At 62.7% G+C, this 22662-nt stretch carries 21 protein-coding genes and 1 pseudogene; 10 read left to right on the top strand and 12 right to left on the bottom strand.

Annotated features, from left to right (window positions below):
• From CAF63_RS12140 to CAF63_RS12125, 4 genes are read left to right on the top strand one after another with little or no spacing between them, the layout of a single operon-like run.
• Complete coding sequence (locus CAF63_RS12140) at positions 1–885, top strand: type II secretion system F family protein (RefSeq protein WP_085684891.1); 885 nt, start codon at positions 1–3, stop codon at positions 883–885.
• 1 nt (position 886) lies between these two features.
• Complete coding sequence (locus CAF63_RS12135; RefSeq protein WP_085684889.1) at positions 887–1771, top strand: type II secretion system F family protein; 885 nt, start codon at positions 887–889, stop codon at positions 1769–1771.
• A gap of 22 nt (positions 1772–1793) precedes the next feature.
• Positions 1794–2516: a tetratricopeptide repeat protein gene (locus tag CAF63_RS12130; protein ID WP_085684887.1), complete on the top strand. Its 723-nt coding sequence runs from the start codon at positions 1794–1796 to the stop codon at positions 2514–2516.
• A 16-nt stretch (positions 2517–2532) separates the two neighbouring features.
• Positions 2533–2802 carry a DUF3613 domain-containing protein gene (locus CAF63_RS12125; protein ID WP_085684884.1) on the top strand — a complete coding sequence of 90 codons (270 nt, stop codon included), beginning with the start codon at positions 2533–2535 and terminating at the stop codon, positions 2800–2802.
• Between the two features lie 41 nt (positions 2803–2843).
• Here CAF63_RS12125 and CAF63_RS12120 read toward each other — a convergent pair whose 3' ends face one another.
• From CAF63_RS12120 to CAF63_RS12105, 4 genes are all read right to left on the bottom strand, one after another.
• The gene (locus CAF63_RS12120) at positions 2844–4511 is read right to left on the bottom strand and encodes a ShlB/FhaC/HecB family hemolysin secretion/activation protein (RefSeq protein WP_085684882.1); all 1668 of its coding nucleotides are present in this window, start codon (positions 4509–4511) and stop codon (positions 2844–2846) included.
• A gap of 133 nt (positions 4512–4644) precedes the next feature.
• Positions 4645–6192, bottom strand: coding sequence for a collagen-like triple helix repeat-containing protein (locus CAF63_RS12115; protein WP_178081285.1), 1548 nt, complete (start codon positions 6190–6192; stop codon positions 4645–4647).
• A 306-nt stretch (positions 6193–6498) separates the two neighbouring features.
• Positions 6499–7353: a MaoC family dehydratase gene (locus tag CAF63_RS12110; protein WP_085684880.1), complete on the bottom strand. Its 855-nt coding sequence runs from the start codon at positions 7351–7353 to the stop codon at positions 6499–6501.
• Positions 7354–7355: 2 nt separating this feature from the next.
• Positions 7356–8708 (bottom strand): 3-oxoacyl-ACP reductase, encoded by a 1353-nt coding sequence (locus CAF63_RS12105; RefSeq protein WP_085684878.1) that lies wholly within the window; start codon positions 8706–8708, stop codon positions 7356–7358.
• 279 nt (positions 8709–8987) lie between these two features.
• Between CAF63_RS12105 and CAF63_RS12100 the strand changes: the two genes are divergently transcribed.
• Positions 8988–10265, top strand: a complete 1278-nt coding sequence (locus CAF63_RS12100) for an acetyl-CoA C-acetyltransferase (protein ID WP_085684876.1) — start codon at positions 8988–8990, stop codon at positions 10263–10265.
• A 49-nt stretch (positions 10266–10314) separates the two neighbouring features.
• On the opposite strand, the gene CAF63_RS29235 is transcribed toward CAF63_RS12100, so the two are convergent.
• Complete coding sequence (locus CAF63_RS29235; protein WP_371807402.1) at positions 10315–11043, bottom strand: methyl-accepting chemotaxis protein; 729 nt, start codon at positions 11041–11043, stop codon at positions 10315–10317.
• Between the two features lie 129 nt (positions 11044–11172).
• Positions 11173–12105, bottom strand: a pseudogene (locus tag CAF63_RS29230) (cache domain-containing protein); the annotation flags it as partial.
• A gap of 598 nt (positions 12106–12703) precedes the next feature.
• Between CAF63_RS29230 and CAF63_RS12090 the strand changes: the two are divergent.
• Positions 12704–13600, top strand: coding sequence for a PA4780 family RIO1-like protein kinase (locus tag CAF63_RS12090; RefSeq protein WP_085684872.1), 897 nt, complete (start codon positions 12704–12706; stop codon positions 13598–13600).
• A gap of 59 nt (positions 13601–13659) precedes the next feature.
• On the top strand, positions 13660–14874 hold the full coding sequence (locus CAF63_RS12085) for an MFS transporter (protein ID WP_085685428.1): 1215 nt from the start codon (positions 13660–13662) through the stop codon (positions 14872–14874).
• Here CAF63_RS12085 and cueR read toward each other — a convergent pair.
• The 3 genes from cueR to CAF63_RS12070 all read right to left on the bottom strand — a co-directional run bounded on the left by cueR (position 14828) and on the right by CAF63_RS12070 (position 18234).
• Entirely contained in the window at positions 14828–15241 is a 414-nt protein-coding gene (gene cueR / locus CAF63_RS12080; RefSeq protein WP_011332302.1) for a Cu(I)-responsive transcriptional regulator, read from the bottom strand. The two genes, CAF63_RS12085 and cueR, sit on opposite strands and share 47 nt — an antisense overlap.
• Positions 15238–17631 carry a heavy metal translocating P-type ATPase gene (locus CAF63_RS12075; protein WP_085684870.1) on the bottom strand — a complete coding sequence of 798 codons (2394 nt, stop codon included), beginning with the start codon at positions 17629–17631 and terminating at the stop codon, positions 15238–15240. Before CAF63_RS12075 ends, cueR begins: the two co-directional genes overlap by 4 nt.
• 219 nt (positions 17632–17850) lie before the next feature.
• Positions 17851–18234 (bottom strand): hypothetical protein, encoded by a 384-nt coding sequence (locus CAF63_RS12070; RefSeq protein WP_085690622.1) that lies wholly within the window; start codon positions 18232–18234, stop codon positions 17851–17853.
• Positions 18235–18382: 148 nt separating this feature from the next.
• Between CAF63_RS12070 and CAF63_RS12065 the strand changes: the two genes are divergently transcribed.
• On the top strand, positions 18383–18580 hold the full coding sequence (locus CAF63_RS12065) for a heavy-metal-associated domain-containing protein (RefSeq protein WP_007958490.1): 198 nt from the start codon (positions 18383–18385) through the stop codon (positions 18578–18580).
• A gap of 103 nt (positions 18581–18683) precedes the next feature.
• The gene (locus CAF63_RS12060) at positions 18684–19886 is read left to right on the top strand and encodes a multidrug effflux MFS transporter (RefSeq protein ID WP_085690623.1); all 1203 of its coding nucleotides are present in this window, start codon (positions 18684–18686) and stop codon (positions 19884–19886) included.
• A 10-nt stretch (positions 19887–19896) separates the two neighbouring features.
• Here the strand turns inward: CAF63_RS12060 and CAF63_RS28830 are convergent, their stop codons facing one another.
• The 3 genes from CAF63_RS28830 to CAF63_RS12050 all read right to left on the bottom strand — a co-directional run bounded on the left by CAF63_RS28830 (position 19897) and on the right by CAF63_RS12050 (position 21575).
• Positions 19897–20070 carry a hypothetical protein gene (locus CAF63_RS28830; RefSeq protein ID WP_166496092.1) on the bottom strand — a complete coding sequence of 58 codons (174 nt, stop codon included), beginning with the start codon at positions 20068–20070 and terminating at the stop codon, positions 19897–19899.
• 166 nt (positions 20071–20236) lie between these two features.
• On the bottom strand, positions 20237–21250 hold the full coding sequence (locus CAF63_RS12055) for a zinc-binding alcohol dehydrogenase family protein (protein ID WP_085690624.1): 1014 nt from the start codon (positions 21248–21250) through the stop codon (positions 20237–20239).
• Between the two features lie 31 nt (positions 21251–21281).
• Positions 21282–21575 carry a putative quinol monooxygenase gene (locus CAF63_RS12050; protein ID WP_011332308.1) on the bottom strand — a complete coding sequence of 98 codons (294 nt, stop codon included), beginning with the start codon at positions 21573–21575 and terminating at the stop codon, positions 21282–21284.
• A gap of 116 nt (positions 21576–21691) precedes the next feature.
• Here CAF63_RS12050 and CAF63_RS12045 point away from each other — a divergent pair, with 116 nt between their 5' ends.
• Positions 21692–22621 (top strand): LysR family transcriptional regulator, encoded by a 930-nt coding sequence (locus CAF63_RS12045; protein ID WP_085690625.1) that lies wholly within the window; start codon positions 21692–21694, stop codon positions 22619–22621.
• The last annotated feature ends 41 nt before the right edge of the window (positions 22622–22662 follow it).

The following is a 22662-nucleotide window of genomic DNA, read 5'->3' as shown; positions in this document are numbered from 1 at the left end:
ATGATCGGACCGGTGATTCTGATCGTCCTCTGCCTGCTGTTACTGGGGCTGTCGATTCGCCTGTTCCTGCAGGGTGTGCGCAAGACCGCCAACGAACGGGTGCTCTCGCGCCTCGCCGCCGGGCAACCCCAGGGCGTCGCCGAAAAAGCCTCGTGGACCGGGCTGGAGCGGATGTTTCTGCGGGCGGGCCTCGGCCGGCCTGACGAGCACTTCGGGCTTTGGCTGTCGTTGTGGGTCGTGGCCATGATGCTGGGTTACCTGATGGCCGACTGGATCGGTTTGCTGGTGCTGATACTGGCGCCGCCGCTGATTTTGCGGCTGTACATCGCGTGGCGGTATCGGCGCCGGCTCAATCGGATGATCGAACAGCTGCCGCAGTTGCTCGATCACACCGTGCGCAGCCTCAAGTCCGGCCGGACCCTGAGCGATGCAGTAATGGGCGGTATCGAAGCCAGTGAGGACCCGTTGAAAGCCGCGATGGGCCGGGTGCAGCGCAACGTGCAGCTGGGAGTGAACCTGCCGGACGCGGTCAGCGATTTCGCCGAGCTCTACGAGCAGGACGAACTGCGCATGTTCGCCCTGGGCCTGAAGGTCAACCACCGCTACGGCGGCAACGCCAGCGAATTGCTGGAGAACCTGATCAAACTGATCCGCGAACGCGACCAGGGGGCCCGCCAACTGCGCGCGCTGACCGGCGAAACCCGGATGACCGCTTGGGTGCTCGGATCGCTGCCGGTGATCCTGGTCAGTTACTTCGTGCTGACCAATCCCGGCTACATGCTCGGCATGTGGAACGACTCGGGCGGCCGGACCATGCTGATTGTCGCGGTGGTATTGCAGGTTTCCGGTTGCCTGGCGCTGTGGCGCATGTTGAGGAGTGTCTGACATGCTGATGCTGGCCAGTCTCATGCTGTTGCTCGGGGCGTTGTTGCTGGTCGGCAATCACCTGTTGACCGAGCGGCGTCGGGTACGTCAGGTCAACCAGCGTCTGCAGGGGCACCTGGTGCGCGAGAACCGTTTCGGCAACTGGCTGCGGGCACTGGGCAGCAGCCGGTTCGGACAGCGCTCGGTGAGCATCGACAGTGAAACCCAGATTCTGCTCAGCCGCCTCGGCTGGCGTCGGGCCAGCGAGCGCTCGCTGTTTGCCGCCTGCCAGATCGGCACGCCGCTGCTGACACTGGGGCTGGGCGTGTTTTTGAAAGAAGTGTTTTTCCCCCTCGCTCCCAACGGCTGGCTGGTGCCGATGATCGCCACCGGCGTCGGCTATTTGCTGCCCAAACGCCTGCTGGCGTATGCCGCTGCCCGCCGGCAGAAAATCATTGCGGTGGAAGTGTCGACGTTCATTCCGTTGCTGCGGATCCTGTTCGAGTCCGGCATGGCCGTCGAACAGGCCCTGCGCGTGCTCAGCATTGAAGGGCAGAAACTGCTGCCGGAACTGACCAGCGAACTGCACCTGATTCTGGCCCGGGTCGACTCGGGCCTGGAACTCGGACAAGAGCTGAACAAGGCGGCCGTGATGCTGGCGGTGGATGAGTTCACCGACACCTGCGTGATCCTGCAACAACTGATTCAACAGGGCGGCGGCGCGATGAAATCGCTGCTGACGCTCAAGCAACTGCTGGATGACCGACGCCTGACACGCTTGCAGGAATACATTTCGAAGATGTCGGCGAAGATGTCGGTGGTCATGATGCTGCTGCTGTTTCCGGCCTTGCTGATCGTTTTGGCAGGCCCCGGTTTCACCGCAATCACCCGGGCGTTTGCGTCCTGACAATGGCAATGGAGAGCGATGGATGAAAGCACTGATGGTTGTGGCAAGTCTGTTGCTGCTTGGCGGTTGTGCAACGGACGGTCAGGCGCCGTGGACGACGATGCTGGCGCCGGCCAATTGCAGCAAGTTGAGTTCCGAGCAGGAGCTGTCGCTGAACCTGGCGGATGACCTGGTCAACGACGGCAAGCTGCACGCCAGTCTGGCCAACCTGCAGGGGCTGCCCGACAACCTCGTCGAGGTGCGGCTGCGCAAGGCCAAGGTCTATCGCCTGCTGGGACGCAGCGAAGCCGAGCCGTTGTATCGCAGCCTGCTCGGCACGTGCCTGAACGCCGACGCCGAACATGGCCTGGGCCAGTTGTACGCCGCCCGTGGCGACAACGGCCAGGCGCAGGCCCACCTGCAACGGGCGGCGCGACTGGCGCCAACCAATGAAGACATCCGCAACGATCTGGGCGTGGTGTACCTCAATCAGCTGCGGCTCGAGGACGCTCGCTTCGAGTTTCTGACGGCCATCGAGTTGAAACAGAACAATCAATTGGCGACGCTGAATCTGGTGACCCTGCTGCTCTATCAGAACAACTGGCAGCAAGCCGCGGAAGTGGTCAGCCGCGCGCACCTGACCCCGGAACAGTTCACCGATGCCCAGGAACGCGCGGAGAAACTCAAGTCGCCGGTCAAGGCCAGACCCGTCGCTGGCAATCAGGTCGCGGTGGCAGTTGATGCGCAACCGGCGACGATCAAGTGAGCCTCAAGGAGGTGCCATGAACACGTTCAAGACTCTTTGCTGCCTGAGTCTGCTGAGTCTGCCGCTCGGTGCACTGGCAATCGATGCCGGCCCGGCCTCGGCCCAGCAGCAGGAAACCGAAGGCTGGCTGTTGCTGCAAAGCCGCAACAAGGCGGCGTCCCCCGATCCTCAGGCGGCCACGGCCACCGAACGTGAGCTGGCAATGCAGCGCTGGCTGAAGAAGTACAAGTATGAGATTCCCGACTTCTACGACCCGGATGCGGGTGGCAAGATCGACAAGCAGTAGTCGCACTGTCGCAGGCAACCGCAGTTGCCTGCGACAGCGGCCTATAACTGATAACTGAAACTGATGCTGTAGCGCGGCCGGCGATTGAAGGTGTCCAGCGCTTCATCCGACATCGCCTTGGCCGCTTCCAGGGCAATGTTGTAGTACTTCGCATCGCCGAATCTCAGGCCGAACGCTGCCGATGACAGGTTGTTGGCCTGCACCGGCAATTCGTTGAACCAGCTGCGCGAGCGGTCGAGCACGAAGTACGGTTGCAGGATGCGCACCCAGTTGCCGTCGCGGTTGAAGCTGTAGTTGATCTCGTAAGCCACGCCCCAGCCCTTGTCGCCCGACGCCTGATCGTCGGGATAACCGCGGCCGAAATTCTGGCCGCCGAAAACGGCGCGTTCGCTGTCGGGCAGGGTGTCGTCGCTCCAGTACAGTGCGGCCGACAGTACCCCTTGCCAGTTATCGAGGAATTTGTCGCTCTGCACGCCCGAAACGCGCACCCGAAAGAAGTCGAGATCGGTGGCGCTGTTGTTGGTGTGCGCGCCCAGGCTGTCGAAGCCCTGATACACGCCGCCACTGAGGATCCGCAGTTGCCGTGCATCGGCCTTGCGCCAGTCGCTTTCGAAGGCGAGGGCGCGGATGTCGGTGCGTTCTTCGACGCTCAGCGGGTAGCCGATGACGTTGTAGCGGGTCTTGTCATTGACAGCATAAAAGCGCGATCCGGCGGTCAGCAGCTCATTCGAGGCGGCAATCAGCGGCAGGGTGAAACCGAGCGAGTAACGATCGTTTTCACGGTGTGGCTTGAGTTGCAGGCCGTTACTCAGCAACACGTTGGTGCCGGGATCGGCGCGGTAGCGCGAAGCGGACAGGTTCAGTTGCGCGCCTTCGTCATTGATGAACTGGTTGTAGTCCAGCCGGTAGTAATGTTCGTGATCATCTCCCGGCGGGAACAGGCCGCTGAGGGTCAGTTGCTCGCCCATCGATGTTTGTGAGTTGCTGCTCACGCCCAGCAGGGCCTGAGTGCCGTTGCGGTTGTCTTCGGTGGTGCTCAGGGTGCTGGTGAACGGTTTGCGGCTGGCCTGGGCCACCAGCGTCGTTGCACCGTCGGTGGTGCCAGGTGGTGGCACCTGGGCCTGGATCGTCACGCCGGGAATGCGGGTCATCAGCGTGGTGTAGCGTTCGAAGGTCTTGCGGGTCAGCGGGCGTTCGGCCTGGATTTTCGCAATCAGTTTGTCGAGCAGACCTTTGACCCGGCCGATGTCGCCCTGCACCTGAACGTCCCGCACGTAGCCTTCCACCAACACCACTCTGGCGACGCCGTCCTCGAAGGTCTGTTGCGGCAGGAACGCATAGGACAACAGGTAGCCGTCATTCTGGTAACGACGGGTGATGTTGCGGGTCGCTTCGATCAGGTCGGCGAGGCTGGCTTCGCGACCGATCAGGGGTTTGTAGATCTCCGCCAGTTCGTTGAGCGGGTAGAGTGTGCCGCCTTCGATCTGCACGGTTCGCAGATTGATCTTCGTACTCATCATCAGCGGTTCTGTGACGGCGCCGGGTTCTGGCACTTGCAACGGTGCGGCACTCGGTCGGTAGGCATCGGCGGGCAGGTTCGGCACCGGCAGGTTGCGGATGGTTTCGTTGCTGTTGAGGAAGCTCGGCAGGGAGTCGGCGAACGTGACGGAACTGAGGCTGAGGAATAGCAGGGACGCTATGACGCGCATAGGACACTCCATGTTCAAACCCCGGCACCTGGCGGGTTTCTCCTAAGAAAAAAGCGGAAGACTCGTGGGAATCTTCCGCCCTCAACCAAGCGTAGGCGCTGTAGGTTCGGCCGTCGAATCGGCCAGGTGCAAATCAGCGTTTGTTGCCGCCCAAGGCACCGGTCAGGCCGCCGAGGACACCACCCAGTCCGCCGCCGGTTCCGGTGGTGGTGCCGCCGTTGACCAGCCCACCCACCGCAGTGACGGTGTTGCCCACTGTGGTGACGGTGTTGCCGACCGCCGCCACTACCGGGTTGCTGTTGGTGCCGGCAATCGTGTTGCCGAGGTTGCCGACGGCACCGCCGACCTGGCCGGTGAGGCCGGCGACCGGGGTACCCAGCCCGGTCGCGGCGCCGACATTCTGGGTCAGGCTGGTGACCGCCGTGGTGACCGGAGCAAGTCCGGCACCAACGTTATTACCCAAGGTTGCCAAAGGCGTCGTCGGGCTGGTGATCGGTGAACCCGAGCCACCGAGTGCCGTGTTGAGCGAGGCCACGGTATTGCCGACGGATGCCAGCACACCGCCAGGTGCGGCGAGCGTGCCGTTGCCGGTGCTCAAGCCGTTGCCGACATTGACGACCGCGCCGCCCACGGTTTGCAGCAGGCCGTTGTTGCCCAGGCCACCGCCAGTCCCTGAACCGGTGCCGTTGTCGACCAGGCCGCCGGCCTTGCCAACTGCCGTGCCGACGTTGCTCAGCGCGCCGCCGACGGTGTTGGTCAATGCGTTTCCGTTACCCGCACCGGTCACATTGTTGCCCAAACCGTCGACCGTGCTGCCAACCTTCTGGATCACCCCGTTCAGAGGGACACCCAAACCTGTCGCGCTACCGAGCTTGTCCGTGGTGCTTTCGACCATGGCAATCACCGGCACCAATTTGCTGCCCACTTCTTTGGTCACCGAGCCGAGCGGGCCGGTGGTAGTAGCGGTGCTCAGCGTATCGCCGAGCATCGTGACCCTTTCACCGACGCCGTTGAGCACCGGTGCGACGCGGGTGACCACTCCGCCAACCACCGGAACACTGCCGGTAGCAGTCGCCAGTTTGCCGCTCAGGTCGGACACGCCATTGCCGACATCCTGTACCACGCCGCCAACTGCCGAAGCGGTGACGCCGAGACCATTGTCGGTGCTTGCCAGTTTGCCGATGCCATTGGCAACGCCATCGCCCAGCGTGGTCACCACGTTGCCTGCGGTTTTGGCTGCGCTTTGCACCACGCCGCCAACGACCGGCACGCCGCTCAGGGAGTCACCGACCTGGCCGACACCATCGCCGACGCCGCTTACGGTATTGCCGACGTCCTGCACCAGCGTGGTGGTGACCAGCGCAGGGGTGGTCGGATTGGTCGGGTTGGTTGGATCTGTCGGGTTGGTTGGATTGGTCGGATCTGTAGGATTGGTCGGCGTGGTGGTGCCGCCCGTTCCCCCTGTTCCGCCAGTGCCACCGGTGCCCGCAGTATCGCCGGTTCCACCCGTTCCTCCAGTGCCACCCGTGCCAGTGGTGGAATCGCTCGGGGAAGAGCTGCCGGAACTACTGTGATGACCGCCACCGCCACTGCTGCAACCGGCCAGACCGAGGGAGAGAATGAGGGCGAGTGCTGTTGCCGATTTGCACCAAGACGCTTGAACTTTCATCTGAGTTTTCATGAGCGTTATTCCTTGCACCTGTCACAACGTTCGTTGTCTTCGACGGCTTGCCGGTTCTGTTGCCGGCAATGCCTTCGTCCGTTGTGCTCATATCAGTCGCAAGGCTGGATCGATGCCATTCTCCAGTTGGTATTAACGCCTTTATGCAGGCGGCCGCGAATGCCGCCTAACGACTAATACCGAGGATATAGGCGCGTAAAAAAAAGCCTTGAAAATCAAGGCTGGAAATTCGGCGACGTCGCGTGTGCGGCGCGGCAAAACTTAAGTGATATATACACAATTGAGCAGGTTTTCCCGCCCTCGATGTCAGGCAACCGGTTGCCAGTTGCCCACCATGTGCTCCAGATCCCCGGCGCCGATCAGGCGTAATTCACCGCTGGAACCGGCCGCGCTGGCGAACAGACTCACCTCGCTCGGCAGGCGCACCGGTTTGCGAAAGTGCACGGTGACCTCAAGGTTGGCCTTGGGCAGATGATCCGCCAGTGCCGCCAGGGTGCGGGCCTTGTTCCACAGACCGTGGGCGATGGCCGCAGGGAAACCGAAGAGTTTGGCGCTGGCGGCACTCAGGTGGATCGGGTTGTAGTCGCCGGAGACTTTCGCGTACTGCCGGCCGATGTCCGCCGGGGCCTTCCATTGCGCCACTTGCGCGAGGGGCAGCGTCGGCTCCCAAGTCTGCTCGACCGGTTCACTTTCGAGCTTCACGCCACGACAGAGCATCCGGCTTTCGGCTTCCCACAACGGGCCGAGTTGATCGTCGAGGGTGGTCAGCAGATCGAAGGTCGCGCCCTTTGGATGCGGTTGCAGGTTATGCACCCGGACACTGACTTGCGCGCGACTGATCCCGCCCATTGGCCGCAATACGCGGATGCGGTTGCTCAGATGAATCAGCCCCAGCAGCGGAAACGGAAACTCCTTGGCGGTCAGCAATTGCATCTGCAGGGCGAACGCCAGGATATGTGGATAGGTCGGCGGCAGCAGGCCGTCATCGGTGAAACCGCAGACCTCGCGATACGCCGCCAGACGTTTGCCATCCACTTCGACGGCGCAGCGCAAACCTTTGTGAGGCAGTGTGGTGCCGGTGATTTTGCGTCGGGTCGCCGCCCGGGCGTACAGCCCCGGCAGGCTCGGCTCGTGGTGCAGGGTTTGCCATTCGATGGTCATGTTCAGGCCCCCAGAACGCTTTGGCCGCACACCCGCAGCGCTTGCCCGGTGAACGCGCCGGTGCCCGGTTGCGCCAGCCAGGCCACGGCTTCGGCGACGTCTTGCGGCAGGCCGCCCTGGCCCAGCGAACTCATGCGCCGCCCGGCTTCACGCAGGCCGAACGGGATGTGCGCGGTCATCTGGGTCTCGATGAAACCCGGCGCCACGGCGTTGATGCTGATGCCACGTTCCAGCAGCGTCGGGGCCCAGGCCTGGGCCAGCCCGATCAGGCCTGCCTTACTCGCCGCGTAATTGGTCTGCCCGCGATTGCCGGCGATGCCGCTGATCGACGCCAGCAAAATCACCCGGGCGTTATCGCGCAAGGTGCCGCTATCGAGCAGGGCCTTGGTCAGCACTTGCGGCGCGTTGAGGTTGACCGCCAGCACCGCGTCCCAGAATTCCGGGGTCATGTTGGCCAGGGTCTTGTCGCGGGTGATGCCGGCGTTGTGGACCAGAATGTCGAGGCCGTCCGGCAGCTCTTCGATCAGTTGCGTCGCCGCGTCTTCGGCGCATATGTCGAGGGTGATGGCGCGCCCGCCGAGGCGAGCGGCCAGGGCTTCCAGATCGGTTTTCGCGGGGGGTACGTCGAGCAGGATCACTTCGGCGCCGTCACGGGCCAGGGTTTCGGCGATGGAGGCGCCGATGCCGCGCGCCGCACCGGTGACCAGCGCCTTGCGCCCGGCCAATGGGCGCGTCCAGTCGGTGACCTGAGTGGCGCAGGCCGTCAGCCGGATCACTTGCCCGGACACGAACGCGCTTTTCGGCGAGAGGAAAAACCGCAGCGGCCCTTCGAGCTGATCCTCGGCGCCGTCGCCGACGTAGATCAGTTGCAGCGTACCGCCGCTGCGCAGCTCCTTGGCCAGCGAGCGGGAGAAGCCTTCGAGCGCGCGCTGCGCACTGGCGGCGAACGGTTCGCGCAGGGTTTCCGGAGCGCGGCCGAGGATTACCAGGTGCGCGCTGCTGTCGAGGTTCTTCATCAGCGGCTGGAAGAACTCACGCAGTTGCTTCAGCTGGTCGGTGTGCTGCAAATCGCTGGCGTCGAACACCACGGCCTTGAGTTTCGGGCCGTGACCGGGAATCCATTGGGTGGCGGTCGCCGGCTGGTCGCCGTAGCGGTAGATCGCATCGGTCAGGCGATTGGCGAAGGTGCTGACCCGCTCGGCCAGCGGCCCGCCGCCGATCAGCAGCGCACCCTCCACCGGCCGCAGGCGCCCGGCCTGCCAGCGTTCCAGCCGCACCGGCGACGGCAGGCCCAAGGCCCCGACCAGACGGTGGCCGATGGACGAGTTGGCGAAGTCGATATAGCGGTCAGACATGGAACGCTCTCCAGAAGATGGGGTTCAAAGTGTGGACTGCGAAGGGCAATCAATCGTTCGATCCACGCAATAAGGCCTACGCTAGAACAGCAGAGTAGTTTGCCCTCGGCGCTTTTGTGGCCGAACCCGATAGCAAGTACACCACTTACCCTGTGGGAGCGGGCTTGCCCGCGATGGCGGAGTGTCAGCCACTGAAGATGTTGGAGGTGCCGGCCCTATCGCTGGCAAGCCAGCTCCCACAAGGGTTCTCCATGAATCTGGATCAACAAGGAGCATTTCATGAGTCAGCTGCGCCGCGTCGCGATCATCGGTGGCAACCGCATTCCGTTCGCCCGTTCCAACGGGCCCTACGCCACCGCCAGCAATCAGGTGATGCTCACCGCCGCCCTCGAAGGCCTGATCGAACGCTACAACCTGCACGGCCAGCGCATCGGCGAAGTGGTCGCAGGCGCGGTGCTGAAATTGTCACGGGATATGAACCTGACCCGCGAATGCGTACTCGGCTCGCGCCTGTCGCCGGCCACTCCGGCTTATGACATTCAGCAGGCCTGCGGCACTGGTCTGGAGGCCGCGTTGCTGGTGGCGAACAAGATCGCCCTCGGCCAGATCGATTGCGGCATCGCCGGCGGCGTCGACACCACGTCGGATGCGCCGATCAACGTCAGCGAAGGCCTGCGCAAGATCCTCCTGCAAGCCAACCGCGCCAAGACCACCGGCGACAAGCTCAAGACCTTCCTGCAATTGCGTCCTAAACACCTGATCCCCGAATTCCCGCGCAATGGCGAACCGCGCACCGGCCTGTCGATGGGCGAGCACTGCGAATTGATGGCGCAGACCTGGAATATCCCCCGCGAAGAACAGGATCAACTGGCCTTCGAAAGCCACCACAAACTGGCGGCGTCCTACAGCGAAGGCTGGCACAACGACCTGATGACCCCGTTTCTCGGCCTGACCCGCGACAACAACCTGCGCCCGGACCTGACCCTGGAGAAACTCGCGACCTTGAAACCGGCCTTCGAGAAAAGCGCCAAGGGCACGTTGACTGCGGGCAACTCCACGCCGCTGACCGATGGCGCGTCAGTGGTATTGCTGGGCAGCGAAGAATGGGCGAAGGAACGCGGCCTGCCGGTCCTTGCGTATCTGCGGGACGGCGAAGCGGCGGCGGTGGATTTCGTCAACGGTGCCGAAGGACTTTTGATGGCTCCGGTGTACGCGGTGCCACGCTTGCTGGCGCGCAATGGCTTGACCTTGCAGGACTTTGACTACTACGAAATCCACGAGGCATTTGCTGCGCAGGTGTTGTGCACGTTGAAGGCCTGGGAAGATCCGGAGTACTGCAAGACCCGGTTGGGACTGGACGCGCCGCTGGGCTCGATTGATCGCAGCCGCTTGAACGTCAAGGGCAGCTCGCTGGCGGCGGGGCATCCGTTTGCCGCGACGGGCGGGAGGATTGTGGCTAATTTGGCGAAGTTGCTGGATGCGGCGGGGCAGGGGCGGGGGTTGATTTCGATTTGTGCGGCGGGGGGGCAAGGTGTGACGGCGATCATCGAGCGCTGAAAGAACAAGAATCCCCTCTCCCAAAGGGAGGGGGGATCCCAAAGGTCACTCAGGTACGGAACCTGCGCACCAACCCATCCAGCTCATTCGACAACCCCGCCAGACTCTGCGAATCCAGCCGCGCCGAATTCGCCAGCTCCGCCACCAACTGCGCATCACCATGAATCTGGCTGATGTGGCGGTTGATGTCCTCGGCCACCTGATGCTGCTCTTCCGCCGCAGTCGCGATCTGCGTGTTCATGTCGCGAATCACATCCACCGACTCACGAATCTGCCCAAAGCTCTCCCGCGCCTCACCGATTCGCGCTACCGATTGCTGCGACACATCAAGACTGGCGCGCATCTGCTGGGTCACCGCGCTGGTGCGTTTGGCGAGGTTGCCCAGCAACCCGTCGATTTCCGCCGTCGAGTCAGCCGTGCGTTTGGCCAGTGCACGAACCTCGTCGGCCACTACCGCAAAACCACGCCCTTGCTCACCGGCCCGCGCTGCTTCGATGGCCGCGTTGAGGGCCAGCAGGTTGGTCTGTTCGGCGATGGAACGGATGGTGCCGAGGATCGACTGGATGTCGTTGCTGTCGCGTTCCAGTTGTTGCATCGACTGCGCAGACTGCTCCAGTTCCTGGCTCAGTTGATCGACGCTGTTTACTGCTGCATCGATCTGCTGCTGACCTTCGCGAGCCTGGCGCTGGCCGCTGTCGGCCGACTCCGCCGCCTGGCTGCATGAGCGCGCGACTTCGTTGGCGGTGGCGACCATTTCGTGGAACGCGGTCGAGACCATGTCCACCGCTTCGCGCTGACGTCCGGCGGCTTCGGCCATATCGCCGGAGACCCGGGTCGAGCTCTGCGATGTGGCGAGGATTTTTCCGGCCGCGCCGCCGATGTGCTGGATCAGGCTGCGGATTGCGGTGAGGAACTGGTTGAACCAGTTGGCCAGTTGCGCGGTTTCGTCGCTGCCACGGATATCGAGGCTCTTGGTCAGGTCGCCTTCGCCTTGGGCGATGCCTTCCAGGCCGCTGGCCACGCTGCGGATCGGGCGCACGATCAGGCTCGCAAAACTGGCGCCGACCACGGCAAACAGCACCGCCAGCACGGCAGCGATGACCGCGATCAGCCAGGTCAGTTGGGTGGCGGAACTCATTACCTCGTTTTGCTTGATCAGGCCAATGAAGGTCCAGCCCAATTGCTCCGACGGCCAGACGTTGGCCATGTAGCGTTCGCCGTTGAGTTCGACTTCCACCAGGCCTTTGCCGGCCTTGGCCAGTTGCGCGTAACCGTCGCCGAGGCTGTCGAGCTTCTTGAAGTTGTGCTCCGGTTGCTTCGGATCGACCAGCACCGTGCCGGTGTTTTCCATCAGCATCAGGTAACCGCTTTCACCGAGCTTGATCTGTTTGACGATCTCGGTCAGTTGCTTGAGCGACACGTCAATGTTGACCACGCCACCCTGGGCGCCCAACTGGTTGGCCACCGCGCGCACCGTGCTGACCAGTACTGCGTCATCGCCGGCCCAGTAATAGGCTTCAGTGCGCAGGGTCTTGCCCGGGTTGGCCATGGCGGTCTTGTACCACGGGCGGGTACGCGGGTCGTAGTTGGCCATTTTCGGGTCGCCCGGCCAGAACGCGTAGCCGCCGCTGCTCAGGCCATAGGAAACGTAGGAGTAGGCCGGGTGGGATTTCGCCAGCCCTTCGAACAGGGCAAACAGTTGCTTGTCGATCTCGCCATCCGAGGTATCGGAGGCATTGGCGCTCATGCGGCTGCGCACGCTGCCGTCGGCGTTTTTGACCAATGGTTGCGCCGCCAGGTAATCGACGTTCTGGCTGATGCCGTCGAAAAACAACTGCATGGCATTACTGACCTGACGGATCTCGCGCCCGCTGCCGTCGACAAAATCGTCCCGGGCATCGCTGCGCAGGTTCAGTACCACCAGCGTGGCGACCAGCACCACAGGCAAGCAGGCGATGATTGCAAACGCCCAGGTCAACTTCTGTTTGATGTTCATCCGCGCTCCAGATTTTCTTGTAGGCCCACGCAGTGCAGATGACTCGCGGTTATTGGCAGCCGAAAAACGTTGGTTCTCACTCGTTTCCTTGAGTGCGACATCGAAGATTTTTTTGGAACGATTGTCGGACAAATTCCTCTGTCTCAGAGGAATTCGGCCGCGGCAGAGGGAAATTGAGGCCTCAAGAGAAATTTCTTACGAGGCATAGGAAGCGGGATGTCAGATTCTGTCGCAAATGCCCTCAAGTCCTGTCGCCAACAACTTCGACAGCCTCGGCTATGATTCGCAGCGGCCGATAAAGAGGCGGATCGGCCCGGTTTATCCGGCACAGTGTGTGCATCCACAGGTTCACAGGTCGGCAACCCCTCCCCGTGATGCGAGGATTGCCGTATAACGAGTGACATTCGCGTGTTTGGTAATAAAGGACCCACAATAAAAGCTGATGAAGACTCCAAAACGCATTGAACCCCTGATCGAGGACGGTCTGGTCGACGAAGTGCTGCGCCCTCTCATGAGTGGTAAAGAAGCAGCTGTTTATGTGGTGCGCTGCGGCAATCAGTTACGTTGCGCAAAGGTCTACAAGGAGGCGAACAAACGCAGTTTCCGCCAGGCGGCCGAGTATCAGGAAGGCCGCAAGGTTCGTAACAGCCGACAGGCCCGGGCGATGGCCAAGGGTTCCAAGTTCGGGCGCAAGGAAGCCGAAGACGCCTGGCAGAACGCCGAAGTCGCGGCGCTGTTCCGCTTGGCCAACGCCGGGGTGCGGGTGCCCAAGCCGTACGACTTCCTCGAAGGCGTGCTGCTGATGGAGCTGGTGGCCGACGAATACGGCGATGCCGCGCCGCGTCTGAACGATGTGGTGCTGGAGCCGGATCAGGCCCGCGAATATCACGCGTTCCTGATTTCGCAGATCGTGCTGATGTTGTGTACCGGTCTGGTGCACGGTGACCTCTCGGAGTTCAACGTGCTGCTGACACCGACCGGCCCGGTGATCATCGACCTGCCGCAAGCGGTGGACGCCGCCGGCAACAACCACGCGTTCAGCATGCTCGAGCGTGACGTCGGCAACATGGCGTCCTACTTCGGACGTTTTGCCCCGGAGTTGAAGAAGACCCGATACGCCAAGGAAATGTGGGCGTTGTACGAAGCGGGTACGTTGCACCCGGCCAGCGTGCTGACCGGCGAGTTCGACGATCCCGAGGACCTGGCCGATGTCGGCGGGGTGCTGCGCGAGATCGAAGCGGCGCGTCTGGATGAGGAGCGCAAGCAAGCCATCCGCGCGGCGGACGACGAGCCCAAGGGCAAGTCCGACGAACCGCCTCCGCCACCGTGGATGCAGTGAGCATCTGAAAAAGAAAACCCGGCTTCGGCCGGGTTTTACACATTCAAGGATTGATTGTGATCACCACTTCCTGCAATGCCCGGCTGATCATCACGGCGCGGCTGATTTCCGATTTCGGCGCGTTCCTGAACATGGTGGCGCTGGCCACTTATGTCTACCTGCTGAGCAACAGCGCGATGAGCGTGGGGATTTTTCTCGCCAGTCGCGTGGGCGGCGGGATTTTCGCCAGTCTGATCGGCACCGCGTTTTATCGTCGATGCAGTGGCCGCTTGCCGCTGATTGCGTTCGATCTGCTGCGCGCCGCTGTGCTCGGGTTGTTGCTGATCGTTCCGGTCAGTCAACAAGTGTTGTTGCTACCGCTGATTGCATTCGGATTGGGCTTTGGCAATTCGATGTTCGCCATCGGCCTCAACAGCCAGTTGCCGCGATTGATCGAGCCGGCGCAGTTGCTCAAGACCAATGCCTGGATCACGTCCGCCTCGTCCATGGCGATGGTCGGCGGCAGTCTGGTGTCCGGGTTGCTGGTCGCAGGGTTTGGTTTTGAAACGGTGTTTGCGCTGAACGCGATGACCTATCTGTTAGCGGCAGTGTTGATTGCGCCGCTGCGGTTCAGTGCACCGGAGCCGGTGCTCGAATCCAGCGCTAAACAGGGTGAGTGGTCGGCGTTGTTGCAAGGCCTGCGCAGTGCTCCAGTGGTGGCGGCGATGCTGGCTGTCACGATGGTCGACACCCTTGGCAGCGCTGCTCACAACGTCGGCTTCCCGATCATCTCCAAACTGCTGACGCCGGATTCAGCCAGCACCACGCTGGGCCTGATGCTCGCGGTGTGGGCCGCCGGCAAACTGCTCGGCGCGCGGATCGCCAGTCGCCTCAACGGCTCGGAAAACATCCAACTGGAGCGCCGCTATTTCGGTGGCGTGCTACTGATGTCCTGCGGATTCATCCTGATGTTCCAGCAGCACAGCGTCGTTGGTCTGTTGCTGTTTTCGCTGCCGGCCGGACTGGGCGACGGGTTTTCGGAAGTCGGCCTGATGTCACGGCTGCAGCGGGAACCGGAGCCCCTGCGCCTGCCGATCTTCAGCTTCCTGACTCTGTTGCAGATGACCGGGTTCGGCGTCGGCATGCTGATCGCCGCACCGTTCTATGCGTGGTGGGCGCCGGGTGCCGTGGTGCTGTTGTTCCACGGCATTCCCCTCGCCACAGTGCTGTCGATGAAAATCCTGCTGCTCAGGCGCGCGCGGGTTGCGCGCAGCAGCCCGACGCCAGTTCCTTGAGGATCGGGCAGTCCGGGCGATGGTCGCCGTGGCAGTGCTCGACCAGATCCTGCAGGGTGTCACGCAGTTCGCCGAGTTCGCGGATTTTCTGATTCAGCTCGTCGATGTGCTGGCGCGCCAGGGCCTTCACATCGGCGCTGGCACGCTGGCGATCCTGCCAGAGCGTCAGCAGTTTGCCGACTTCCTCCAGCGAAAAACCCAGGTCCCGCGAGCGCTTGATGAACGCCAGCGTGTGCAGGTCATCGTCGCCGTAGATGCGATAACCGCTGTCGGTGCGATGGGCAGCCTTGAGCAGACCGATCGACTCGTAATAACGGATCATCTTCGCGCTCAGGCCACTGTGGCGGGCCGCTTGGCCGATGTTCATCGGTTGTCCTCCAGATCCTCGGGTTTCCAGGTTTTCAACAGTAGCGCATTGCTCACCACGCTGACGCTCGACAGGGCCATCGCCGCGCCGGCCAGCACCGGATTGAGGAAGCCGAACGCCGCCAGCGGAATACCGATCAGGTTGTAGACGAAGGCCCAGAACAGGTTCTGGCGGATCTTCGCGTAGGTCTTGCGGCTGATCTCCAGCGCGGCCGGCACCAGCCGTGGGTCGCCGCGCATCAGGGTGATGCCGGCGGCGTGCATGGCCACGTCGGTGCCGCCGCCCATGGCGATGCCGATGTCGGCGGCGGCCAGCGCCGGTGCGTCGTTGATGCCGTCACCGACCATGGCCACGACCCCGGTTTTTTTCAGTTCGGCGACGGTGGCGGCTTTTTCCGCCGGCAGCACTTCGGCGTGGACGTTTTCGATGCCCAGCGTTTCGGCGACCACCCGGGCGCTGCCGCGGTTGTCGCCGGTCAGCAGATGGCTGTGGATGCGCTGGGCGGCCAGTTGTTGCACCGCCTGCAGCGCGCCGGGCTTAAGGGTGTCGCCGAAGGCGAACAGACCGAGTACGCGGGGCTCCGGACTTTGCTCGATCAACCACGACAGCGTACGGCCTTCGGTTTCCCAGGCCTTGGCGGACTCGCTCAGGTTTCCGGCGTTCAGACCGCTTTCTTCCAGCAAGCGCCGGTTGCCCAGCGCCAGGCGTCGGCCATCGAGGCTGCCGGCGATGCCGCGCCCGGTCAGGGACTGGCTGTCGCTCACATCCGGTACGTTCAGGCTACGTTCGGCACAGGCATCCAGCACCGCTTTGGCCAGCGGATGTTCGCTGCCGCGTTGCAGCGCGCCGGCCGCTGTCAGCAGGGCATTTTCGTCACCGTCGATTGCACTGAAATGCGCAATGCGCGGCGTGCCGGAGGTCAGAGTTCCAGTCTTGTCGAACACCACGGCGCTGACTTCATGGGCACGCTCCAGTGCTTCGGCGTCCTTGATCAGAATCCCGTGACGCGCGGCCACGCCGGTGCCGGCCATGATCGCGGTTGGTGTCGCCAGACCGAGGGCACACGGGCAGGCGATCACCAGCACCGCGACGGCGTTGATCAGCGCGGTTTCCAGCGGCGCGCCGTACAGCCACCAGCCGATCAGCGTGGCCAGGGCCAGCAGCAGAACCGTCGGTACAAACACCTGACTGACTTTATCCACCAGTTTCTGGATCGGTGCCTTCGCCGCCTGAGCGTCCTCCACCAGACGGATGATCCGCGCCAGCACGCTTTCCGCGCCGAGCGCCGTGGTGCTCACCAGCAAGCGGCCTTCGCCGTTGATCGCACCGCCGGTGACCTTGTCGCCCGGTTGTTTGGGCACTGGCAAGCTTTCGCCGCTGATCAATGCTTCGTCGGCATGGCTCTGGCCCTCCAGCACTTCGCCGTCCACCGGGAAACGCTCGCCAGGTTTGACCAATACCCGATCGCCGAGGCGCAGGGCGCTGATGGCGACGTCCTGTTCGCGGCCATCGATGAGTTGAATTGCCCGCTCCGGGCGCAACGCTTCCAGTGCGCGGATGGCGCTGGCGGTCTGGCGTTTGGCGCGGCTTTCCAGATATTTGCCGAGCAGCACCAGAGCGATGACCACTGCCGAGGCTTCGAAATACAGATGCGGCATGCGTCCGGCGGCGGTCGCCCATTCGTAGAGACTCAGGCCATAACCGGCGCTGGTGCCCAACGCCACCAGCAAGTCCATGTTGCCGGCGCCGGCGCGCACGGCTTTCCACGCGGCCACATAAAAGCGCGCGCCGAAGATGAATTGCACCGGGGTCGCGAGGGCGAACTGCGCCCAGGCCGGGAGCATCCAGTGAATGCCGAACGGTTGCAGCAGCATCGGCAGCACCAGCGGCAAGGCGAGGGCGATCGCACAGATCAATGCCCAGCGCTCATGGTTCAGGCGTTGCTGGCGATTGTCAGATTGAGGGTGTTCGAGTTCGAAGAGGCTGGCCGAATAACCGGCCTTGCTCACGGCGGCGATCAAGGTTTGCGGGTCGACCGCGCCGAGCAATTCAAGATGAGCGCGCTCATTGGCGAGGTTGACGCTGACGCTTTGCACCCCCGCAACCCTATTCAGGGCGCGTTCGACACGACCCACGCAGGACGCGCAGGTCATGCCGTCGATGTTCAATTCCACGGTGTGCTGCGGCACGCTGTAACCGGCGCGTTCGACTGCCTCGACCAGCGCCGGCAGGCTGTCGCCGGGGGCCTGCACCCTGGCCTGCTCGGTGGCAAGGTTGACGCTGACGGCACTGGCGCCGCTGACTTTGCTCAACGCCCGCTCGACGCGGCCGGCGCAACTGGCGCAGGTCATGCCGCTGATGGGCAGATCAAACGTGATGGAATCGGACATCGGTCGTACTCCCTGTAGTGGATGCCTACAGGATCAACCTTGCCATGCTGGCAAGGTCAAGCACCAGTTTCCGCCACCCGCCACCCGCCACCGCCCGCGTACTCGATCGTTCCCACGCTCTGCGTGGGAATGCCTCTTGTGACGCTCCGCGTCACGCTTTGGGACGCAGAGCGTCCCGGGCTGCATTCCCACGCAGAGCGTGGGAACGAGCGGCAGGCCTTAGTAACCGAGGCCCGTCGGCTTGAGGTACATGCCTTCCTGGTTCATCGCGATGCGGAATTTCAGGATGTCGCCGGCGTGCAGTTTGATCTCCTGCGAGCCCGGCGCGAGCATGCCCGGGTTGCAGCCCGGCATTTGTCCCGGCAGCAGTTTCAGGCGCAGCGAGACATTACCCGGCGGCAGGTTGAACGATGTGCTTTGCTCCTGAAACAGGCGTGCCGACAGCTGATCCTGGATGTACACGCCGATTTCGCAGGAGGTCGCCACTTCCAGGCGTTCGCGGGAAATGATCAGCACCCCGTAATCTTCCCCGGCGGCTTGCACCGAAGGGATCGCGGCAAAGAGGCTGAGTAAGCCAAACAGGCTGAAAGCTGACCAGCGCATGGCTGAATCTCCTGAATTCATGTCATTGATGCGTGCAGCTTGGCCGAGCGCGGCGCCGATTGCCAGCCCGGCAGTTTTTTGCAGAACTTGACCTTGCCATCGTGGCAAGCCTGAAACTGCCGGCAACCTCACTCAAAGGAGTCATTCCATGCAAGTGTTCACTGTTGAAGGCATGTCCTGCGGTCACTGTGTCAAAGCCGTCACCCAGGCGGTGCAGAGCAAGGATCCGGCCGCGAGCGTGCGGGTCGATCTGGCGGCGAAGGAAGTCGGCGTCGAAAGTGCGCTGAGCGCCGAGCAGGTGATCGAGGCGATCAGCGAAGAAGGCTACGCCATCAAACTCGCCTGATCTTTTTAATAGTTAGCGAGCTACCGGAATGTTCAAGGCGTCCTCGCGCGGCTAGACTGTCGGGCTGCACTCAACTCAACTGCCCGCCCGACCTGGACGCCTGATGAACTTCCGTACCCTTCTGATTCTCGGTGCCCTGACCGCTTTCGGTCCGTTGGCGATCGACTTCTATTTACCCGCCTTTCCAACCATGGCGCTGGCGTTCGGCACGGATGAGAAACACGTCCAGCTGACGCTGTCGGCTTACTTTTTCGGCCTGTCCATAGGCCAACTGGCTTACGGGCCGTTGGCGGATCGCTTCGGTCGGCGGATTCCGCTGCTCATTGGTCTGGCGCTGTTCACGCTGGCGTCAGTGGCCTGCGCCTACGCGCCGAATCTGGAATGGCTGATCGGCGCGCGGCTCTTGCAGGCGCTGGGCGGCTGTGCGGGGATGGTGATTGCCCGGGCGGTGGTCAGCGACAAATGCGATGCGGTGGGCTCGGCGAAAGTCTTCTCGCAACTGATGCTGGTGATGGGGCTGGCACCGATTCTGGCGCCAATGCTCGGCGGCCTGCTGGTGAACACGTCGGGATGGCAGTCGATCTTCCTGATGCTGACCGGTTTCAGTGCCTTGGCCGGACTGGCGGTAGCCCTCGGCCTGCCGGAAAGTCTGCCGGCGCATGTTCCGCGTCAGCCGTTGTCTGGCGCCCTGCGTCAGTACGGCCGGCTGCTGGCGGATCCGGTCTACATGGGCCATGCCCTGACCGGCGGCATCGCCATCGCCGGGATGTTTGCCTACATCGCCGGCTCCCCGTTCATATTCATCAAACTGTACGGCGTGCCGGCCGAACATTTCGGCTGGCTGTTCGGCACCAATGCGGCCGGGTTCATTCTGGTCGCACAGGTCAATGCGCGACTGCTGGCCAAGCGCGGTCCGGCCTTTCTGCTGTCGCGGGCGGTCTGGGTTTACCTGGGCGCCGGGCTGACGCTGCTTGCGGTCAGCGCCTTGCACACCGAGGCACTGTGGCCACTGCTGATTCCTTTGTTCATCTGCGTGGCCAGCCTTGGCTGCATCAGCCCCAATGCGGCGGCGTGTGCGATGAACGGGCAGGGCGGTCGCGCCGGCAGTGCTTCAGCGTTGCTCGGTAGCCTGCAGTTCAGCGTTGCCGCCGGGGCTTCGGCGCTGGTGGGGATCCTGCACGATGGCACCGCCGTGCCGATGGCCATGGTCATCAGCCTGTGTGGTTTGCTGGTGGTGTGCGCAGCGATGCTCACCCGGCGCATACAGAATGCCCGGGCGCTGGCAAAGGCGCAGGCTGAAATCTGAAACGAAGGCCTCAACCGACAGCGCGCTGCTGACCGGGGTCGGGAATCCGATGGGGCGCGTGCAGACGCGCTTCGAGAGTGCGGGTGAAGGCCAGCGCTTCGGCCTCACTGCGGAAGGTCACGGCGTGCTGGTCAAGACGAACTTGCCACTGGGACTTTGCCACTTCTTTTATCAGGATCTTCATTGCTGACCTCCCGTACGTAAAAGATTGCATCGCAGAGGACTCGATTGTAGTCCTGAATACGATCGCAATTGTGACAAGGGTCAAGCATCTGACTGACGGCAAAAAAACACCGCAGCCCCCGGGCCAGCCACATCGGAGGCTGGAGAAGGCTGCGGTCTCGCGAGTTTTAGAAACCTTCTAAAACAATTTTCCCCTTGGCCTTGCCGCTTTCCAGCAATTCGTGGGCGCGGCGCAGGTTGCTCGCGTTGATTGTGCCGAAGTGCTCGCCTACCGTGGTTTTCAAGGTGCCGTTGTCGATCAGCCCGGCCACTCGATTGAGCAGTTTGTGCTGCTCGATCATGTCCGGCGTTTCGAACAGCGAGCGGGTGTACATGAACTCCCAGTGCAGTGACAGGCTCTTGCGCTTGAGTTTGGTCACGTCCAGCGCTTTCGGATCGTCGATCAGTGCCAGTTTGCCTTGCGGCGCCAAGGCCTCGACCAGTTGGTCCAGGTGCTGTTCGGTCTGGGTCAGGCTGGCGACGTGGGTCACGTTGGCCACACCGGCGCGTTTCAGTTCTTCGCTCAACGGCTGGCTGTGATCGATCACCAGATCAGCGCCCAGCTCTGTCACCCAGTTGCGGGTCTCAGGGCGGGAGGCGGTGCCGATCACCTTGAGGCCGGTCAACTGGCTGGCCAGTTGGGTGAGGATCGAACCGACGCCGCCGGCCGCGCCGACGATCAGCAGGCTCTGGCCTTCGTCAGTGTTGCCTTCGCGAATCTGCAGACGTTCGAACAACAATTCCCACGCCGTAATGGCGGTCAGCGGCAAGGCGGCAGCTTCGGCGAAGCTGAGGGTTTTCGGCATGTGGCCGACAATCCGCTCATCCACCACGTGCAGTTCGCTGTTGCCACCGGCCCGGGCAATGGAGCCGGCGTAGAACACCTTGTCGCCGGCCTTGAACAATGTCACTTCACTGCCGACCGACTTGACCACGCCGGCCACGTCCCAGCCGAGCACTTTGGCAGCGCCGCCTTCCGGCGCGACGTTTTGGCGAACCTTGGTGTCGACCGGGTTGACCGAAATCGCTTTGACTTCCACCAGCAGGTCGCGGGGGCCGGCTACCGGTTCTGGCAGTTCGATGTCTTGCAGGGATTTTTCGTCGCTGATCGGGAGCGAAGCGTAATAGGCGATGGCTTTCATGGAGAACTCCGAAAGTGAATAAAGGGAGGCTTCAGGCGATGACGCGCAGGCGCTTGAGTTCGAAGTGTTCGAGGAACGCCTCGGCCTGGCTGCGGAAATGCTGGATATGCGCGCTGGCATCATGGGCTTGCAAGGCTTCGTCGCTGGCCCACTGTTCGATCATGTAGAAGGCCAGTGGGTTGGCCAGGTCCTGATGCAGTTCGTACTGACCGCAACCGGCTTCAGCGCGGGTCGGTTCGATCAGGGCGCGCAGGTGCTGTTCGAGGGCGTCCTGCTGGCCAGGTCGGGCAATCAGGGTGGCGATGGCGGTGAAAGGCTGGGACATGTTCGACTCCGGGACGGGATGAATTCGATGGATGGCATGATTGGCTATTTCTGCCCGAGATAAAACCGGCTAAAAGAGCAGTCTCTTTCAATGTTTTTTTGATAATCGGGGCTGAGATGCTGCGTTTCGATGACTTGCAGTTGTTTGTCCGTGCGGCGGATCTGGGCAGCCTGTCGGCGGCGGCGCGGGTGATGGACATGTCCGCCGCCGTGGCCAGTGCTGCGCTCAAGCGGATCGAGCAGCAATTGGGCGCGCGGCTGTTGGCGCGCTCCACTCGCAGCCTGCGGCTGACGGCCGAAGGTGAAGGGTTTCTCGAATACGCCCGCGCTGCGTTGAGCAACCTGGATGAGGGGCGCCGCCTGCTGGCCAGCGGGCAGGACCAGGTCAGCGGCATTCTGCAACTGTCGGCGCCTTCGGACTTCGGACGCAATCTTCTGTTGCCGTGGCTCGATGACTTTCAGCGCGAACACCCGAAACTGACGGTGCGCCTGCTGCTGGGTGACCGCATCGCCGACCTGTTTCGCCAGCCGGTGGACATCGCCTTGCGCTACGGCGAGCCGGAGGATTCCAGTCTGGTGGCGTTGCCGATTGCCCCGCGCAACCGACGGGTGTTGTGCGCATCACCGGCCTACCTGGCCCGGCACGGCGAGCCACTGCATCTGGAACAGCTGGCGCAGCACAACTGCCTGCTTTATATGCTCGGTGGCCGGGTGCACGACCATTGGAATTTCCACGACGGCAAACGCGAGGTCGGTCTGACCGTCAGTGGCGACCGCTTCAGTGACGACGCCGACGTGGTGCGTCTGTGGGCGGTGGCAGGAGCCGGCATCGCCTACAAATCGTGGCTTGATGTGGCCGGTGATGTGCTGGCGGGGCGGCTGAAAGTGCTGTTGCCGGAGCTGCTTTGCGAACGTGCTCCGCTGAATCTGCTGTGCGCCCATCGCGCACAATTGAGTAAGCCGGTGAACCTTCTGAGGGAGATGCTCGCCAGCCGTTGCGCCGAATTGAGTAGCCGTTTTCCCGTTTTTCAGGAGTCTGACCATTAGTCGCAGGTAAATAGCGAAATTTCTCTCAGGAACAATCACCA

It is taken from the genome of Pseudomonas sp. B20(2017) (assembly GCF_002113125.1).
Taxonomy (GTDB): domain Bacteria; phylum Pseudomonadota; class Gammaproteobacteria; order Pseudomonadales; family Pseudomonadaceae; genus Aquipseudomonas.
Note: the sequence above shows the minus strand (reverse complement) of the source record. Positions and strands in the feature narration are given on the sequence as shown.

Bases quoted from the DNA above. Each gene is read 5' to 3' on its own strand.
- CAF63_RS12140 (WP_085684891.1), top strand. From the start codon at position 1: ATGATCGGACCGGTGATTCTGATCGTCCTCTGCCTGCTGTTACTGGGG.
- CAF63_RS12135 (WP_085684889.1), top strand. From the start codon at position 887: ATGCTGATGCTGGCCAGTCTCATGCTGTTGCTCGGGGCGTTGTTGCTG.
- CAF63_RS12130 (WP_085684887.1), top strand. From the start codon at position 1,794: ATGAAAGCACTGATGGTTGTGGCAAGTCTGTTGCTGCTTGGCGGTTGT.
- CAF63_RS12125 (WP_085684884.1), top strand. From the start codon at position 2,533: ATGAACACGTTCAAGACTCTTTGCTGCCTGAGTCTGCTGAGTCTGCCG.
- CAF63_RS12120 (WP_085684882.1), bottom strand. From the start codon at position 4,511: ATGCGCGTCATAGCGTCCCTGCTATTCCTCAGCCTCAGTTCCGTCACG.
- CAF63_RS12115 (WP_178081285.1), bottom strand. From the start codon at position 6,192: ATGAAAACTCAGATGAAAGTTCAAGCGTCTTGGTGCAAATCGGCAACA.
- CAF63_RS12110 (WP_085684880.1), bottom strand. From the start codon at position 7,353: ATGACCATCGAATGGCAAACCCTGCACCACGAGCCGAGCCTGCCGGGG.
- CAF63_RS12105 (WP_085684878.1), bottom strand. From the start codon at position 8,708: ATGTCTGACCGCTATATCGACTTCGCCAACTCGTCCATCGGCCACCGT.
- CAF63_RS12100 (WP_085684876.1), top strand. From the start codon at position 8,988: ATGAGTCAGCTGCGCCGCGTCGCGATCATCGGTGGCAACCGCATTCCG.
- CAF63_RS29235 (WP_371807402.1), bottom strand. From the start codon at position 11,043: ATGGTCTCGACCGCGTTCCACGAAATGGTCGCCACCGCCAACGAAGTC.
- CAF63_RS12090 (WP_085684872.1), top strand. From the start codon at position 12,704: ATGAAGACTCCAAAACGCATTGAACCCCTGATCGAGGACGGTCTGGTC.
- cueR (WP_011332302.1), bottom strand. From the start codon at position 15,241: ATGAACATCGGCCAAGCGGCCCGCCACAGTGGCCTGAGCGCGAAGATG.
- CAF63_RS12075 (WP_085684870.1), bottom strand. From the start codon at position 17,631: ATGTCCGATTCCATCACGTTTGATCTGCCCATCAGCGGCATGACCTGC.
- CAF63_RS12070 (WP_085690622.1), bottom strand. From the start codon at position 18,234: ATGCGCTGGTCAGCTTTCAGCCTGTTTGGCTTACTCAGCCTCTTTGCC.
- CAF63_RS12065 (WP_007958490.1), top strand. From the start codon at position 18,383: ATGCAAGTGTTCACTGTTGAAGGCATGTCCTGCGGTCACTGTGTCAAA.
- CAF63_RS12060 (WP_085690623.1), top strand. From the start codon at position 18,684: ATGAACTTCCGTACCCTTCTGATTCTCGGTGCCCTGACCGCTTTCGGT.
- CAF63_RS28830 (WP_166496092.1), bottom strand. From the start codon at position 20,070: ATGAAGATCCTGATAAAAGAAGTGGCAAAGTCCCAGTGGCAAGTTCGT.
- CAF63_RS12055 (WP_085690624.1), bottom strand. From the start codon at position 21,250: ATGAAAGCCATCGCCTATTACGCTTCGCTCCCGATCAGCGACGAAAAA.
- CAF63_RS12050 (WP_011332308.1), bottom strand. From the start codon at position 21,575: ATGTCCCAGCCTTTCACCGCCATCGCCACCCTGATTGCCCGACCTGGC.
- CAF63_RS12045 (WP_085690625.1), top strand. From the start codon at position 21,692: ATGCTGCGTTTCGATGACTTGCAGTTGTTTGTCCGTGCGGCGGATCTG.